Source organism: Streptococcus sp. 27098_8_22 (assembly GCF_041432415.1).
GTDB classification, from domain to species: domain Bacteria; phylum Bacillota; class Bacilli; order Lactobacillales; family Streptococcaceae; genus Streptococcus; species Streptococcus pseudopneumoniae_M.
On the sequence record NZ_JAPVZP010000001.1, the window covers coordinates 98,146 to 113,351 of the forward strand.

The 15,206-nt window shown below is 36.1% G+C and carries 13 protein-coding genes and 3 pseudogenes; all 16 read right to left on the bottom strand.

Annotated features, from left to right (window positions below):
• Nucleotides 1-389 precede the first annotated feature (389 nt).
• Nucleotides 390-2,117: an ABC transporter ATP-binding protein gene (locus O3633_RS00515; protein WP_371620029.1), complete on the bottom strand. Its 1,728-nt coding sequence runs from the start codon at nucleotides 2,115-2,117 to the stop codon at nucleotides 390-392.
• Nucleotides 2,111-3,853: an ABC transporter ATP-binding protein gene (locus O3633_RS00520; protein WP_371620030.1), complete on the bottom strand. Its 1,743-nt coding sequence runs from the start codon at nucleotides 3,851-3,853 to the stop codon at nucleotides 2,111-2,113. Before O3633_RS00520 ends, O3633_RS00515 begins: the two co-directional genes overlap by 7 nt.
• 74 nt (nucleotides 3,854-3,927) lie before the next feature.
• Nucleotides 3,928-4,545 carry a TetR/AcrR family transcriptional regulator gene (locus O3633_RS00525; protein ID WP_070577905.1) on the bottom strand — a complete coding sequence of 206 codons (618 nt, stop codon included), beginning with the start codon at nucleotides 4,543-4,545 and terminating at the stop codon, nucleotides 3,928-3,930.
• Between the two features lie 327 nt (nucleotides 4,546-4,872).
• Complete coding sequence (locus O3633_RS00530; RefSeq protein WP_371620031.1) at nucleotides 4,873-6,258, bottom strand: ABC transporter ATP-binding protein; 1,386 nt, start codon at nucleotides 6,256-6,258, stop codon at nucleotides 4,873-4,875.
• 30 nt (nucleotides 6,259-6,288) lie between these two features.
• Nucleotides 6,289-6,969, bottom strand: a complete 681-nt coding sequence (locus O3633_RS00535; protein WP_371620032.1) for an energy-coupling factor transporter transmembrane component T — start codon at nucleotides 6,967-6,969, stop codon at nucleotides 6,289-6,291.
• Nucleotides 6,969-7,562, bottom strand: a complete 594-nt coding sequence (locus O3633_RS00540; RefSeq protein WP_371620033.1) for an MptD family putative ECF transporter S component — start codon at nucleotides 7,560-7,562, stop codon at nucleotides 6,969-6,971. The genes O3633_RS00535 and O3633_RS00540 overlap by 1 nt, the downstream gene beginning before the upstream one ends.
• Nucleotides 7,563-7,784: 222 nt before the next feature.
• Nucleotides 7,785-9,083 (bottom strand): annotated as a pseudogene (locus O3633_RS10310) (VirD4-like conjugal transfer protein, CD1115 family); the annotation flags it as partial.
• A 39-nt stretch (nucleotides 9,084-9,122) separates the two neighbouring features.
• Entirely contained in the window at nucleotides 9,123-9,743 is a 621-nt protein-coding gene (locus tag O3633_RS00555; protein WP_371620034.1) for a class I SAM-dependent methyltransferase, read from the bottom strand.
• A 150-nt stretch (nucleotides 9,744-9,893) separates the two neighbouring features.
• Nucleotides 9,894-10,208, bottom strand: a pseudogene (locus O3633_RS00560) (23S rRNA (uracil(1939)-C(5))-methyltransferase RlmD); the annotation flags it as partial.
• Nucleotides 10,209-10,535: 327 nt separating this feature from the next.
• Nucleotides 10,536-11,027: a nucleotidyltransferase gene (locus tag O3633_RS00565; protein ID WP_371620035.1), complete on the bottom strand. Its 492-nt coding sequence runs from the start codon at nucleotides 11,025-11,027 to the stop codon at nucleotides 10,536-10,538.
• 168 nt (nucleotides 11,028-11,195) lie between these two features.
• Nucleotides 11,196-11,504: pseudogene (locus O3633_RS00570) on the bottom strand (ADP-ribosylglycohydrolase family protein); the annotation flags it as partial.
• Nucleotides 11,505-11,527: 23 nt separating this feature from the next.
• Nucleotides 11,528-12,145 carry an SAP domain-containing protein gene (locus O3633_RS00575; RefSeq protein WP_371620036.1) on the bottom strand — a complete coding sequence of 206 codons (618 nt, stop codon included), beginning with the start codon at nucleotides 12,143-12,145 and terminating at the stop codon, nucleotides 11,528-11,530.
• 30 nt (nucleotides 12,146-12,175) lie between these two features.
• Nucleotides 12,176-12,361: a hypothetical protein gene (locus tag O3633_RS00580; RefSeq protein ID WP_371620037.1), complete on the bottom strand. Its 186-nt coding sequence runs from the start codon at nucleotides 12,359-12,361 to the stop codon at nucleotides 12,176-12,178.
• An 11-nt stretch (nucleotides 12,362-12,372) separates the two neighbouring features.
• Nucleotides 12,373-13,179, bottom strand: coding sequence for an alpha/beta hydrolase (locus O3633_RS00585; RefSeq protein WP_371620038.1), 807 nt, complete (start codon nucleotides 13,177-13,179; stop codon nucleotides 12,373-12,375).
• Nucleotides 13,180-13,365: 186 nt separating this feature from the next.
• Nucleotides 13,366-14,046 carry an RpiB/LacA/LacB family sugar-phosphate isomerase gene (locus O3633_RS00590; protein WP_371620039.1) on the bottom strand — a complete coding sequence of 227 codons (681 nt, stop codon included), beginning with the start codon at nucleotides 14,044-14,046 and terminating at the stop codon, nucleotides 13,366-13,368.
• A 203-nt stretch (nucleotides 14,047-14,249) separates the two neighbouring features.
• Nucleotides 14,250-15,128 (bottom strand): aminoglycoside phosphotransferase family protein, encoded by an 879-nt coding sequence (locus tag O3633_RS00595; RefSeq protein ID WP_371620040.1) that lies wholly within the window; start codon nucleotides 15,126-15,128, stop codon nucleotides 14,250-14,252.
• Nucleotides 15,129-15,206: the final 78 nt, after the last annotated feature.

Here is a 15,206-nt window from a genome sequence, read left to right on the forward strand (position 1 = left end):
AGTATATCAAGTGAAGCTGTCTGTATGTGGAAACATGTCTATAAACTGGGATTTATAGCAAATCAAAACAGCTATTTCTCTCTATTCTCTCCAAATGTATTTATGTGGAGCACACCACCCGTATATACAATCTAACATCTGCAAGATACTCTTTAGACAAGCTCCCCTCTAAGCTGTTGTGATACTTTAAAAGTAGGTTGAATGACTGCTCTTGTTCAATACCTAAATACTTATTCGTGAAATTTGACTAAGCTATTATTTCAAACTCAGATGCATCAGCATCTCCCCATTAGCTCCTACCCCAAAACTGTATTTGAAAAGGGTTGTCTATGATAATAAATTTTATCACATATAAAACGGGACAGTTCTCTTTTTCTCATGTTGCATTTTTAAGATGCCTGAACGGAGACCATATGTGCGTAAACACCGTCTTTTTCCATGAGTTTCTCGTGATTTCCACGCTCTATGATTTTCCCGTCAGATATAACAAGGATCTGGTCTGCATCTCTTATCGTCTTTAATCTATGGGCAATGACAAGAAGCGTCTTATTCTTGCATAGTTCCGAAATCGCTTCTTGTATCGCACATTCATTATCTGCGTCAACACTTGCTGTTGCTTCATCTAAAATAACGATGGGCGAATCCTTCAGGATACATCTAGCAATGGAAAGTCTTTGCTTTTCTCCGCCGGAAAGCGATGCTCCTCCTTCCCCGATTACCGTATCAAATCCTTCCGGAAACGACATAATAAGGTCATAACATCTTGCCTTCTTTGCAGCCTCAATTACTTCTTCCCTTGTAGCATCAGGTCTACCAATTACGATATTGTTGTATATCGTATCCTTAAAAAGATAAACCCTCTGGAACACCATACTGATTTTATCCATAAGGCTTCCCAAGGAAACATTTTTTATATCTTTGCCATCAACTTTAATCGTTCCCTCCTTGATATCCCAAAATCTCGCAAGAAGAGAGGCTATTGTAGATTTGCCACCACCTGACGGTCCTACAAGAGCAGTCATTTCCCCCTTTTTCATAGTAAAAGAGACATGATTCAACACATTCTTTCCTGTATAGCCAAAGCTTACATCGCTATACTCAACAAGAGAATCATTTCCCCCTGCATCTTTAGATAATGCAATATCAGCAAAATCATGAAGTTCTTCCGCTTCAAATACCTCTTCTATTCTGTCTAAAGATGCCGCTGTTACGGTAAGTCTGGTAATTTGTCCATAATAGCTCTCTATGGAAATAAATAGATCAAATAAGAACAGTACCATTCCCACCATATAGTCCGACGCCATTTCTCCCTTCGCATATAACAGGCCTGCTATAGCAAGTATGAAGGATGTGCCAATCCCATAAGTAAGGCATAAAGCTCTCGCCCACGGCCCATAACTTTTCTCAAAATCAATACTTTCCCTACAGCTTTTATCAAACTCAGCGGAAAGACTTTTTGATTTTTCCCCTAGCATATTAAATGACTTGATAATTCCTATTCCTTCGGCAAAAGCCAAAACCTCTTCCGTAAGCGATTCACTTCCCTCTTGCTTCGTCTTGGAATGCGCAAGGGTCGTTTTCATCATGCAATTTCCAACGATAACAAAGGCGAGAACGACTGCGAGTGCGGCAATCCCTAATCGTATATCCATGACAAACATCATGAGTGTCATGAGCCCCTGGGAAATCATAAAAGTCACAAGTTCCGACAAAACACCCATACAGCACTCTTCAATAAACACCATGTCTGTACATAGAACCGTGCTTATTTTTCCCATATTTCCTTCTGTAAAGTATCCCATAGGAAGTTTCCGGAGATGATTTCCGAGTCTCATTCGCATATCCGCAAACACCTCATATCCTGTTGCGGATTGAAGAACATTCGTGATGTGTTCAAAAACAGCTTCTACCGCTATACAAAGAACAAGACCGATTCCGAGATAAAGGCATATCTTTTCATTCATCTGCCCCTTCATAAATAGACTGATTGCAAAAAAACTGAAGATTAACGGTGCCTTCATCATAATCCCCTTGATGAAAGAAGTTAGATACGAAGCTCTAATCCTGGAGCTATATTTTCCTGTCATACAAACAATTCTATGCAGTATCTTTAACATGCCTTCTCCCCCTTAATCTTCCATGTACTTGCACTTACAGAGGCATCCCAGAATTTCTTATACTCCGGACATTCTTCCAAGAGCTTCTCATGCTTATCGGCTGCCATACACTTGCCCTCCTTTAGCACACAAATCTTATCCGCATTTTTTACCGTGGAAAGTCTGTGCGCAATCACAAGCACCGTCTTATTCTTTGTGATTTCATCAAGAGCAGCATTTAATTTTTCTTCATTTTCAGGGTCCATAAAAGCAGTAGCCTCGTCCAAAACAATAATTGGCGCATCCTTCAAAATCGCACGTGCCAAGGAAATTCTCTGGCGCTCCCCTCCGGACAGTTGCTTTCCGCCGTCTCCCGCTATGGTCTCTATTCCATCCGGAAGTCTCTTCAGAAATTCATCACACTGCGCTCTCTTTGCCGCTTTGAGCACCTCTTCTCTTTTCGCATCGAGCTTTCCGATAAGAATATTTTCATACAGACTTGTATTAAATAAAAATTGCTCCTGCGAAACATAAGAGACCTCATTATTCAGTGCTTCCAGAGACATGTCTGTGATATCCTGTCCACCGATCCGGATTTTTCCCTCATTCAAGTCATAATAATGCACTAAAAGCTTAGCCAGTGTAGATTTTCCGCTTCCCGATTCTCCCACCAGAGCGGTTGTCGTTCCCTGCTTCAGTTCGAGACTTACCCCATGAAGAATCTCTTTCTCTCCATAAGCGAATCTGACATTTTCAAACTGAACATCCCTATTCACGCTACTAAACTTTGCACTTCCCTCTTTAAGATCCGGTTTATCCATAAGATGTTCCAGCTCTGTTATTTTATAATTCAGCTGAGGAAACTTTCCTGCATAATTCATCGCCTTCATAAAAGACGGACCGACTGCGAAAGACAAACAAAGCACTAAAATCAGTTTATCTAAAGCAAGACTTCCACTGATAACCCAAAATGCCCCTACTGGAATAATGAAAAGCGAAAGACTCGGCAAAACGCTGGAATACATGGCCATCCAGGGCCAACAAGCTTTGTACCATAAAAGTGTAAAATCTCTGTAGTTCTTTACGACTTCTCTAAATCTTTTATAAGAATCGCCGTCCTTATTGAATACCTTCACCACTTCCATTCCATTTACATATTCAATAATCGTGTTATTCATCACTGCAGCGGATTCATAGTAGGCATCCATTTTCGAGTTGCCCTGCTTCATCATCATGCCCATGGCAAAGATTCCTACGAGAATGGGAATAAAGGAAAGCAAAGCTAAGCGGTAATCCACCGCAAACATCAGAACGAGGATGGCAAACGGAATCAAAATATTGGCAATCCCTTCCGGAATCGCATGAGCAAGTAAAAGCTCGATCATATCAATATCTTCTGTAAATACCTTTTTTATACGTCCTGTACCAAGGCTCTCTATATTTCCGAGAGGCTGTTTTTCCAGTTTCCCCTGCAGAGATATTCTTAAATTTTTTAGGGTATTGTATGCACTGATATGGGAAAATATCAGTCCTTTCACATAGACAAAAGAATAAATGATTTCAGATAAAAGTATCCCTAACACCTTCAGCATCACATATTCCAAACTAATCGATTGCCCCTTTGTCAATGGTGAAACAATCTGATACAGAAAAAAATAGGGCATTATTTTTGCCACAATTCCAATACACATCATCATTACCGCTCTGAACGTGTATTTCTTGTATTCTCCCATATAGGGAGCTACTTTTTTAAACATTTCGCTCTCCTTTCGAGTTAGTTTAAACTAATGCTATTGTTTATTTTAAACCGTCTTTCGACGGTCTGAATTTATTAATCCATTATTCCCACTGCATTTTTCCAATCCATGAATCTGCATACAACTTTGCAATGCTCTTCAATTTCTTTCCAAGACATTTCATGAATGAAAGGCTCATAAACAGATGTCCAAAATATCGTACAGAGAACATGCATTTCCTCATCCGTAATCTCCGCTTTAGCGATATCTCTCTTTTTTGCCTCTTCATAATATTGCTTATAGGCATGCGTCATGCGATAAGCAAAATCATGCCCGAAGTTCTCATGCACTGTCCCGGCGGATTTTTCTAAAAGTAATACAAATTCTTCTCGAATATCCCATAGGATTCGAAACACATCTAAGATGTATTTCTCATTCATAATCCATGTATTTCTTACTTCTTCATCGCTCATAGAGGAGAAATCCACATCTGTTCGTTCCGAAACAAAACTATCTAAAGTTGCTACAGCCTTTTCAACAACTGCTCTAAACAGTTCTTCTTTCCCTTTATATCTTTTATAAACAGCCCCAGTTGTTATATTTGCATTCTCACATATCGTTTTCAGTTCGGCTTTTATAAATCCCTTTTCAATGAACTCTTTACGAGCACTTTCAATAAGCCTTGAATCAATGCTTGTATCACGGTTTGACATTTACTTTCTCCTCAATATATTACGATAATTTAATTACCGATAATTCGGTTATCATTTATATTTGTAACATTTCATAGTTTAAATGTCAACTGTTTTTCTTAGCGCTTTAAATTATCGTGTGTATAAAAAATCCCTCCATAGAATATGATTGAAATTCAATCATATTCTATGGAGGGCGGAATATATCATTCCAAATATTGATTTTTCTACACTTATGCTTTATGTCACTAATTCCGGCATTGTAAAATCGGAAATCATCTCTGTTGATGGTGCTATTTTTTTGATATCATGCTTGTCCGAAAAAATGGAAATTCCTTTTTTAATTATTCAAATTATCAATTTTCTACTGCAACAACTTTCGATAAACTCTCCATCGTGAGTTGCCACAATAATCGTCTTTCCCATTGATTGAAGTTCTTTTAAGATTTCTGATATATCCATCATATGCTTATAATCCAAGCCACTTGTTGGTTCATCCAAGAGAATTATATCATTATCTTCAGCTATAGCGCTGACTATAGCAACTCGTTGCATTTGCCCTCCAGAAAGACTTAGTGGATGTCTTTCCTCTACCATTCTTAAATCTAGTTTTTTCAAGATAGTAAGGGCATTATCTCTATCTTCTTCTTCCATTCCTAATAGAACTTCCTCTAATACACTATCGGTAAATAGTTGGTGACTTACATCCTGCATAATCATAAACATCTTCATTCTTCGTTGCTTCCAATCAAGAGGTTTTCCATCTATTACTAAATCGCCCTTGCACTTTCTAATACCGCATAAGCATTTTAAAAAAGTGGTCTTTCCCGCTCCGTTATGTCCTATCAGAGCAGTAATTTCACCTTTGGCAATTTTTACATCATCTGCCTCAAAAATTCTGTCGCTCTTTTTATATCTGAATTTATAATTTTTAAAATCTAATATATTATCACTATCTGTAGCTTCATCTATATCAAGCTTAAAAGGGTTCCTTTCAACAAAGCTTCGGATTCCGAAATCTCTTACCTCTTCCTCCGTGATCTTTTTCATTTCTTCTTTATCAAGATTTCTTATTATTCGTCCATCATTAATAATAATAGTTCTGTCACACATTTCCCAAAGGTAAGCTATCCTATGCTCTGAAGCAATAATAGTCTTCCCCTCTGTTTTCCATATAGAGATTAGTTCCTTTAATCTTTTTACAGCTTCGTAATCAAGATTCGCCGATGGCTCGTCGAGCAATATAATCTTGGTTTTTTCCATGTCTATTGATGCACAGGCAACCTGCTGTTTTTCTCCACCGGACAGTTCAAACATTCCTCTGTCTAAAAGCTTTTCGATAGAAAATCTTTTAACCGTCTCATCGAGTCTATTATTTATTTCCTCCTCTGGAATTCCCTCATTCTCGCATCCAAATACAAGCTCGCTTTTTACCTCACAGGTATAAAACTGAGATCTTGGATTTTGAAAAACTGTGCCACTCATCTTTGCCAGATCGTAAATAGTAGATTGCTCTGCGTTGAGACCATCTATATATATTTCTCCCTCCACGTTTGCATCATAAAAATATGGAATAAGCCCATTCATAATCCTTAAAATCGTTGTTTTTCCACAACCTGATTCTCCTGTTAAGAGAACAAATTCTCCATCCTCTATAGTCAAACTAATATCTTTCAATACCCTGTGATTTGGTTCAGCAGCATAAGTAACTGTGCAATTTTTTATCTCAATCATCCTTATACTCCTACTAAACTCATGATTAATTTAGCTATTCCCACTGCAAAAAAGACAAAAAAAAACATAATCTAAAATTCCAAATCCAATCTTACAAATATTGGTACGTTTATTTCCTGAAGCTAATCCTCTTGTGATAGCTGCTGCTGATAGTTCCTCGCCAATTCGCACTGAACAAATGAGCATCGGAATCATTTTGTACTCCAAAACTTTAGATGTTTTTTTTCCTCCAAAACAAATCCCACGCATTCTCATTGCATCATCTATTGATTGAAATTCCTCTTTTAACATCGGCAAAAACCTAAAAATAACTGTCAATGGAATGATTATTTTTTCAGAAACATGCATTTTTTCCATTCCGGCTACAAACTCGCTAATCTTAGTCGACTTTACCACATAGTAACCAATTGCTAATGTAGGTATCATTCTTGAAAAAATACTGCCAACAACTATAGCCAATGTTCCAACCAACATGTTGTCCCAAACATAAGGAATATATAAAATACAGTAACTAATCAACAGCCCTATTAAGCTTTTCAGGCAATATGAATACTCTTTTTCTGCCCAAAGCAAAATATATGGTACAACTGTCAAAATCATTTGAAAGACACGCAGTTTTTCTCCACCTAATCGGCTCAAAACAACCAAAGCTGCTATGATAATAAGAAATAGTTTTGTTCTGGGATCGAGCTTAAAAAATTTCCTATTCATTACGCAATTCCCGCTCTTTTAAAATGTTTTTTCAGTAGCACTCTGCCAAGAAGTCCGCCAAATATACCACTCATAAAACAAACTGCAACCAATATCGGCGCCATATATGTAGGAAAAAGCGCTCGTACTGCATTAATATATCCTTCTCCATAAACTTGACGTGTTGACCAATATGCATCTGGGTTAAAGAACAGTTCATAATAGTTACCCCAACACCAAATACTAAAAAAGCCATTTGCCAAAACAGCTAACTTAGCACTTGTAAATCTTCCTTTTGTATAAGTAATATCAGCCAAAAAGCCAAAAAATGTTCCTGTAATAATTGGAATGTATCCCATGCCTGTTAACAGCATAATTAAGCCTAATAAGAATCCCATAATTGTTATCATTCCGAATTTCTTTACTTTTGTTAAAAATAATTCAAAAATAATGCCTCCGACAAGTGGTACAAAAACAGTAAGAAGGACCAAAAAAATCGGTATCATCCCGAGCATTGCAACGGCAAAAACAACAACAAAATATATTGCAGTGAAAACGCCAATATTTATCAAATCTTTTCCATCTAATTTTTTAAATACTTTTCTTTCATTCATAATTTTCTCCTCTTTCTATCTCCGTTATTTCTAATTCTGAATTATTAACTGCACCTTAAATCCATCGTTACCCTTTGCCAATATCGTTTCTCTAATTATATGGTAGATTTCCTTATCAATTAAAAAGACGCTATGATTTCTCAATCGCTTTTACTTCCGAACGTTTCGGCTATCTGCTGTTCTCGGCACTGCACCCCAATAATGGGACAAGAGAAAAACCTCTTATGCGACCAGTTTTCTGTAATCTACAGGAGACTGGTCATTTAATTTCTGTTGAATTCTAGTTTCATTATAAAATATGATGTAATTTTTAACAATATCTGTTATACTATCCTTAGTTAGGTTTCTCCACTTATGGAGATAGAAGGTTTCAGACTTGAGAACAGAATGGAACCATTCGATACAGGCATTATCTGCTGGTGTTCCTTTTCGGGACATGGAGCGGGTGATGCCTTTTTCTGTACAAGCCTGATAGTAGGCTTTTGAGGTGTAGACAGAGCCCTGGTCGCTGTGTAAAAGTGCTCCTTGAGGTAGCTCAAGTTGATTAAGTGTGTCGAGTACAAAGTCCGTATCTTGGCACTCGGAGATGGTATAAGCTACAATTTCATGATTATAGAGATCCATGATCGAAGATAGATAAAGTCTACAGTTTTCAAAATAGAGGTAGGTGATGTCTGTGACAAGTTTCTCCATAGGCTTGTCTGCCTGGAAATCACGATCCAGCTTATTGTCTGTTACATGGTAAGGCTTCCCTAATTTAGGTCCCTTCTTGGGACGGACACGGCAAAGGCAACCCTTTCCTTTTCGCTTCATATAGCTTTCTATGTCAAACAAATTCTTCTTATCATAGTCCTCAAGTAATCTATAGTTCTTATGCTTTGTAATATCGTATTTATCTGAAAGAAAAGGTCTGACACCTCTAAGCTGAAAGATACATTTACTACCGTCCATTACAGTAATCTCATCTTGACTCATCAGTTCTTTGCCTGTCTTTTGATAGTTTAAACCAAAGCTCTTTTGATTTGACCTTGTTTCCGATGTGTTATATAAATCTATCGTTTCTTTTTCCAGTGTTTCAGACAATTCTTTTAGTGTAGTTTTCTCCTTGCCACCAAGAAACAAGGTACTATCACAGTTACCTACGATTGTATCGGCATTATCCTTATAGATTGCCTTTAACTGAGATTGTGCTTGAAGTATGATACTTGCTGAAATCTCTCTACTTCTGATTGTGGCAATCAGCTTTTCAAACTTTGGAATTAAGCCGATATTTGCAAACTCATCAAGAAGGCATCTTACATGAACAGGAAGCCTACCGCCATATACATCATCTGCCTTATCACATAAGAGATTAAAAAGTTGTGAGTACATAATAGATACTACAAAGTTAAAGGTATCATCTGTATCAGAGATAATAACAAAGAGAGCCGTTTTTCTATCCCCCAGTGTATCAAGCTCCAGTTCATCTTCACTCATCAAGTCCCTAAGTTCCCTAATATCAAATGGAGCAAGCCTTGCACCACTTTGATGAAATTTTTTAAATCATAAGAATAGAATCTGTTAAGCCACTTTTTGAGCAATCATCACACCAATCGGTGCAAGACCTCCATGTGCCAATTTCATTTCAACTACTGAAAATCCATATTCTTTAATAAAATCTTCAAATTCCTTTTTATCCCATTCTTGATACATCTTAAATCCTAAAATAGACATCAAACTTTTTATCATTTTTCTTTGTTTTCCCTCTTTCCATAGAAAAGTGGGGGCGAACAAAGTCCCATTAGGTTTTAACACCCTATATATTTCTTTCATCGCCTCATCCGGTTTAGGCATAATATGAAGTGCATTAGCAATTAACACACAATCAAATTTTTCATGCGAATAGGATAATGCTACTGCATCGGCTGTTTCAAATGTAAGATTTTCGTATTCCCCACGCTTTTTAGCTTCCTTAATCATTTGTTCGGAAAAATCTGTGCCAATCCAACTTTTCGTATGCTTTGAAAGATTAAACGATAATTGTCCTGAGCCACAAGCAAGTTCAAGCACCTCCATGTCTTTATTCAAATGAGGACGAATGTATTCGCAAACTTTATCATATACTCCTTTGTCTTTTTTCATGAAAGGAGTATATAGCTTAGCAAATTTATCCCAAAATTTTTTATTGCTTTTATCAATCATTTCAACGCTCCTTTAAATATAAAAATGATCCTATCAATCTTTATATTGAGCCTATTTTCTCATTGATACCTTGCAAGAAAGGAATAATAGCTGTTCCTATACCAAGTAGGAATGTCATAAATGCAGAAAGTCATATGCTGTCATTCTTTTCTATTCAATCATTTTGAAGTGTCTCAAGGCATCCATGATAGCTTCTTCTTTTTCAGGTGTACACTGTGGAATAATTTGTTTCTCCTTTTTAGACTTGTTGTAATGTTCTCGTAATTCTATTCCACATTTCCTTTTTATCTGTGCAATATATAATGTCGGAACTTTTAATTCAAATTTATTCCAAACATATTCTTTGATTTGAGCATATGTTGCCTTACTTTCAGCACTGGTCAAATCAAGCTCATCCAGCTCAATTTCAACGTCTATATGCTTATCGACATCGAGTTTGGACAAAAGTGCTACCGCCTCGACATGTGGTAATATTCTGCTTTCATACTAATAAACAAAAGGCAATGAAAATCATTTTAAAATGATACTGTGGAACGGAAAGATTATCACCCCTTCCAAAAGAAACGACATCCATAACTCCACTTAAAATTACAATTGATAATTCTCTAACATTAATCATTTAATTATAAAATCGTTACTTTCAATAATGGATAAGCTGATCTAAAATTTAAAAGACTTTTCATTACTAATTCTATTACTAGCCAATATGGTATAAATTAAATGACCAATAAAAATGATGATAAAAATAACATAGCAGGCAGTCTTACAACTTACTACTTTTCATATGATAATTTACAAATTTCTTTCCAGCCACTCGATCTTTTTAAAATCCTTATTGTTATTGTGATCATTTCGATAGGAGTCTTGAGAAGAAGCTTTGTAAATACTTAAATACTGCTCCAGACTTGGAAGACGAAAAGTGATGCCTTCGATTTGAATAAGCTCTATATCCGATTCCGAAACTCCTGCAAAATCAGATAAGGAATCGATACTTCCAAATTCAACACTCACTCGATCCTTTTTGAATTCATGCTCATGAATATCTATTAAGACGTAGCCTGAGTCTTTCATTACTTTCATTATCTTGTCCCAGTCATAAATTCTGAGATGATCAGGTGCTTCCCAACCTCTAGGGTCACCAGGCACATGAATGTCAATGTCAGACGGCCCCCAATTTTCTTTCGTTCTAAACTCTAATCCCAAAGAACCCATCAGTGTCGGTGTAATTCCGACTTGGTTTAAATGGAAACAAATGGTTTTAAATTCTTCAAATAAGAGACTCATGTTTATTTTAAACCTTTCATATAAATGTTCGTTTACACTTTAGTTACCTAAATCAAGATTTAGATAATGAAAACTAGTCAATTTTCTCATTATGTTTCCAAGTTTATTTAATACAAGACATGAATGATCATTTAGTGGAATTATGGGAACATTAACGAGTTCTTCAGCAGCACAGGGAGAAACACGCATAGCAAATCCTTTTCCAAAGCGATTGTAAGGATCACGATTGTCACTATTGATTCAACTACTAAACCGAGCACCGTAGCCCGCATCGGGATACATTTTTCCATATTTCTTCATGGCGTCAATAAAGTCATCTTTCTGACCACCATTCATGATTGCTTCTGCGACGGCGCAGGTCATAACAGTATCATCTGTGAAAAAATAATCCTCACGAAATATGGGAAAATCCTTCGTTTTAATATTGTTCCATTCGTAAACTGAACCTACAATATCACCAATAATTGCTCCTAGCATCAGATTCCTCCTTATGAACCATTCTACTTCCCATACTCGTTTATTCTATCAGCATATTCAGTCAAAAGATTTTTTGAATAAATTTTTTCATTACTTGAATTTCTAACTTCTTTCCAAAGAATGGAAGCTACTTTTAGTTTATTCGAGTAGTTGCGACTATTTTCATCTGCACAAAAGTCTTTTAAAAATTGATTCCATTGACAAACCGAATGGTCATACTGGGCATAATCTGAATCTCCATAATAAACTTTTAGCATATCTTTGATTGTAAAACTCACATCATGTTCTCTTTTGACTTTTCTCCAAGCAGTTGCCATATCAGCAGTAAATTTGAAGGGTGAAACATCTGTTAAAGTTGAGAAATATTCTCTAAAGTGTGCATTAAAGGAGAATCCACATTCAAGTAAAGGCGTATTTAAGGTAACGACTTCTACTTGTTTCTTTTTCCTTTTTATTGATGATTTTTTAATCAAATTCCCCTTAAAGTACTGCTCAATGATATCATTGAGTTCCTGTTTTGTACCTCTATATTCAAGTCCTAATGACTTGCATATCTGTGAAAGTTCGTCACGATACCAGTAGTATTTATTAAACTCATCAAAGGATGTGATTTTATCAAACTCAGGTCTGCTTTCTATCAATATAACACCTCCTTAAAACCAATCTAGTTTTCATCTTAAAATAATTTTTTTGAGGATTAGCCACGTTTCACTAACAAGCTTACACATCCAGCGGTTCGGACTTACCGTATCATCCGTGAAAAAACAATCCTCTCGAAATAAAGGAAAATCCTTCGTTTTGATATTGTTCCATTCGTAAACTGAACCTACAATATCTCCCACAATTGCTCCTAGCATAAGATTCCTCTTTATGGCATATCAGATTCGTTACACATTTCTAATGAATCACTCTTTAAAAATGGCACCACCAAATCAATCCACTCATAAGGCAGGTAAGCTGATAAATAACCGTGGTTATAGCCCTTAGCTTCATACAAAATCGTATTTGGATGCAGCTTTTGAAATAATTTCGCTGATTCTTTCACACAGTTCAATTCTTTTTCACCATAGATATACAGAACCTGAGCCTTGCTAGCAGAAATCATATCTTTCAGCTTGTAACATCCCATATAGTTTTTGTAAATTGTCACCAATGTTTTGACAGGCGTCCTTGGCAAATCTTCCAAATAATAAGCTTTTATTTCCTCTGGATAAGCCAGTTTAGGATAGAGTTTGTTCATCATGCTTAACTGAAGTTTGCAAGAGAATTTATTGAACATCAGTTTACCAAATAGAGACACTAGAAAAATGCTGATTTTAGCTAACCTTGGTTGAGGAATACAGAGGCTTCCATCTATGATGGCCTTCTCAGCAATTTCACTGTCTAAAGACAAAAGCTCCATGGCAATTTGACCACCAAGTGAAACACCACCGATTGCAAACAATTTCCCACCACAGTTTGCTTTGATATAGTCTAGAATCTCCAAAGCAGAATCTTCTGTAGAAACATAATCAAGTTGATATTCCTCGCCGTGGCCATTCAAAGTTGGTAGAATAATACGGTATTCTTTTGACAAGATTCGTGCTTGACGAAGATAATTCCACCAAGAACTGCCACCACCATGTATCAGTAAAATAGGAGGCAAATTCTTATCACCAAATTCATGGAATTTCATGTTTAAACTCCTTACTGTAGGACTTTCACTAGCTACATCCTTGTTTAATCAGCTCTTAAAAGCAGTACCACACACTCGACATAAAACGAGTGAACACTATGTATGCCAAGTGAACATGTCTATGAACCTTTTTCGATAGCATAAGGTTATCGTTAAAAGGTATTACCCCGACAAACTGTGATTTACTCATTTCATTAAATCAGCTATTTCTTTCTTCCCATACGCCTTTACATTTTGAATTACATCCTGTTTCCTCTTGATTGATTCAAACAATGATATATCTAGTACATTTGCGAATTCTTCAAACTGAACCTGTCCGATTTTTCTTATTTTTTTAAGCTTCTCAGCATCTCTTACCTTTCTCTCTGCCTCACTTTTGGGGTATCCTTGCCCAAATGGCTCCGAGAAAAGAGCTTCTATTGTTCTTTCAAGATTTTCAGTACCTGACCATGTATAATTTTCACCTAATGGTAATGATATCGCATTTCCATTATTAATCTGAGCAAATAAATAGGCATCATTCGGTGTAGGTGCATACCCGCAAATGACATCTGGCATACTATTACAAGCAAGCATCATTCCTTGTCCGGAAGAACAGCCCGTAACAACGAAATCAACTGTCCTACTTGCTAACAAGATACCTACAAGAATAGAAATCTCTATATACGAATATTTTTCATTTTCTTCCATCGTACAACCAAAATTTATAACCTCAGATTTCTTTGGAGCATACTTTAATACAGCATCATAGATTATTTGATTTTTAGTCGCTTGAGAACTTGCTTGAATAACTCCGATTCTCATCATTTCACCTACTACTTCTAATTTAATTATTTCTTTTTCTTTGGTATAGTTCCCTTTTTTCAACTTTATAGCTGATAATTGTCACTTAATAAATTTACTTGCTAACTTGTAAACTTGTTGAACTTCTTTACTCTTAACATCCCAATCATTAGCTTGACCACTATATATCATTCCAATTTTCAAGATAATTCTCGATAGGTATCAATAAAGAATTGAATGCGTTATAATCTGAGCAAATAATCTTGACATTTTCTCAAATTGATATTTCAATGTTTATATTTCTTATTCAAGTACCAACTAGGAATGATTTGCTTCAAATCATCATACCATTCTAAAATTTCCTTAGCTTGATTTTGCATTACTGATATTTCTTCAGCTCCGTACGGTACAGCCCATGGAAGAGCACCAACTAGATTACTTAGAATGTAAACGGCAAGAAGTTTCCAGAATAAATTTGGAACTTTTTCATCAAAATATCCATCTATCATACCAGATGCGAAAGCGGGAGATACTTGAGCTGACCACACAATACGATTGAACTCCTCCCAAGGATCTCCAACATCAAAACGATCAAAGTCAATCACATAAATCTCTTGATCCTCTCCAATCATGAAATTCCCAATATGATAATCTCCATGTTGGCAAACCTGAGGTCTATCTTTTAACAATTCTCGATTTTCATTTAATAAATCAATAAAGATCTGACCATTTTCATATTGAACGGTACATTCTTTGTATTTGGCGATTTTGTCATCAATTTTTCGATTAAAAAAGACATCCCAATCTTCACGAACTTCTATAACAGGGAGTGAATGAATTTTTTGAAGGATTCTTCCTGCTTCTGCTCCATACGAGTATTGTTGTTCTTTCGAATAAGTTAAAATGGTTTCTCGGGCATCTTTTCCATCAATCCATTCGTGAAACGAATAGACTTCGTCACCGCTGAATTCAAATTTAATAGGTTTACACATACGAACTCCAAGAGAAGCAACTTTCTCCATTATATTAAATTCAATTTTCTTAGAATCTAACCTCTTTTTATCAGATACACGCAAAAAATATTTTTTCTGATCCTGATCCGTCACACAATATTTTTTATCATCTGACCAGCCTTTATTTATGACTATCTTACTAATAATCTCCATCAAGAACTCTCCGATTCATTTCACAACACTTATTGCAGTTTTCACTAGTTACCTATCCAGTTCGTCTACACTAGCTTG